Annotated in this window: 2 protein-coding genes and 1 pseudogene; all 3 read right to left on the bottom strand. The window is 59.2% G+C overall.

Annotation, left to right across the window (positions count from 1 at the left end; genetic code table 11):
* Positions 1-299 (bottom strand): annotated as a pseudogene (locus ERD80_RS21685) (hypothetical protein); the annotation flags it as partial.
* Positions 300-311: 12 nt separating this feature from the next.
* Entirely contained in the window at positions 312-1130 is an 819-nt protein-coding gene (locus tag ERD80_RS21680) for a carbohydrate ABC transporter permease (RefSeq protein WP_058758579.1), read from the bottom strand.
* Positions 1127-1758: sugar ABC transporter permease (locus ERD80_RS21675; protein WP_136548504.1), on the bottom strand; the 632-nt coding region annotated here is incomplete at its 5' end. The genes ERD80_RS21675 and ERD80_RS21680, both read right to left, overlap by 4 nt.

The following is a 1758-nucleotide window of genomic DNA, read 5'->3' as shown; positions in this document are numbered from 1 at the left end:
GGCAGCAGCGTGGCATAGCTGGCCCAGTGGCGATCCACCAGATCGCCGAGCGTAACGACAAAATCCAGCGGCTGCTGATTGAGCGCGGTTATCGCCTGCGGCAGCTTATGCAGCGCATGACGATAGTAGAGATTCGCCGGGACATCCGCCTCAACGTCAGCATATTGCGGATCGGCCAGCAGCCCGAAGCGCAGCGTGCCGTCGAGCGGTGCCGCGCGTAAATCCGGTAACTGATACAGCTCAGCGACATCACCGAGCCGCTGGCGTTGCGCTGCGGTTAGCGCATGGGCATATCCCATCTCTGGCTCTCCTTAGCGAATACCGGCACGCATGAATGACTGAATAAACTGCCGCTGGAACAGCAAAAACAGCAGCAGCAACGGCAAGGTGGTCATCAGCGTTGCTGCCCCAATCAGCGCCCACTGCACGCCCTGCTCCGGCGCGGAAAACAGCTGCAGCCCGACGGTTAACGGACGCACCTGAACCGAGTCGGTGATCACCAGCGGCCAGAGAAAATCGTTCCAGTGGAAGCTGATCGAGACCAGCGCGAATGCCACATAGATTGGCTTTGCCAGCGGAATGTAGATGTGGCGCAGAATGTAAAACCGGCTGGCTCCTTCAACGGTTGCCGCCTCTTCCAGTACCAGCGGAATGCTTTTGAATGTCTGCCGCAGCAGAAAGATGGCGAACGCCGAGGCAAAGTACGGCAGCGCAATGCCGGTCAGGGTATCGCGTAGCCCGAGCGCGCTGATGGTGCGGTAATTATTCAGAATCAGCACATCCGGGCTGATCATCAGCTGCAGCAGAATCAGCGCGAAGAGGAAACCGGAAAATTTCAGGCGGAACCGCACCAGTGCATATGCGGCCAGCGTGGCCAGCACCAGCTGGACCACCACAATCATCAGCACCAGCAGCGTGGTATTGAGGAAGTAGCGGGCAAACGGTGCCGCGTGCCAGGCATTGATGAAGTTCTCCAGCGTCAGCGGCGTCAGCAGCGAAAAGTGCCCCTGGCCGGCGGCCGGATGAATGGCAATCCACAGCGCCACCAGCATCGGCAGGCTCCACAGCAGCGCGGCCAGCCAAATCAGCAGGTTGAGCGCAAAACCGCCCGGAGAGGATGCAGCTTTCATTGATAATGGGCTCGCTTATCCAGCAGATGAAATTTGATCAACGCAATCGATCCGAGGATCACCAGCAGCACCACCGTCATGGCCGACGCGGCTGGCATGTCCCAGAAACTGAATGCGGTACGATAGATATAAAACAGCAGCAGGCTACTGCTGTTGTTCGGGCCGCCGTTGGTCATGGCAATCACCTGATCGACAATGCGGAAGGCGTTCATCGAGGCGTTGATCAGCACAAACAACGTGGTTGGCAACAGCAGCGGCCACTGCACGCGGCGGAAAAAGTAACCGCGCGATGCGCCTTCAATGGCGGCGGCTTCGCTGAGGCGCGGATCGATCTGCTGCAGGGCGGCGAGATAAAAGATCATGAAAAAACCCGCCTCGCGCCATACCGAAACCGCCATCAGGCAGTACAGCGTGGTATCCGGCTCGCCGAGCCAGTTGACCGCCGGTAGCGAAAACCATGCCAGCAGGCTATTCAGGATGCCAAGCTGTGGCGTATAGAAAAACAGCCACAGATTGGCGATGGCGATCATCGGCAGCAGCGACGGAATGAAGAAGGCCGCACGCACCAGTGCGTTGCCGCGCAGCCGACGATTGACCGCCAGCGCCATCAGCAGCGCCAGCGTCACCG

Source organism: Pantoea sp. R102, from assembly GCF_004916815.1.
Lineage (GTDB): Bacteria > Pseudomonadota > Gammaproteobacteria > Enterobacterales > Enterobacteriaceae > Pantoea > Pantoea dispersa.
Note: the sequence above shows the minus strand (reverse complement) of the source record. Positions and strands in the feature narration are given on the sequence as shown.

Coding starts and splice junctions, on each gene's coding strand:
- ERD80_RS21680 (WP_058758579.1), bottom strand. CDS start 1,130: ATGAAAGCTGCATCCTCTCCGGGCGGTTTTGCGCTCAACCTGCTGATT.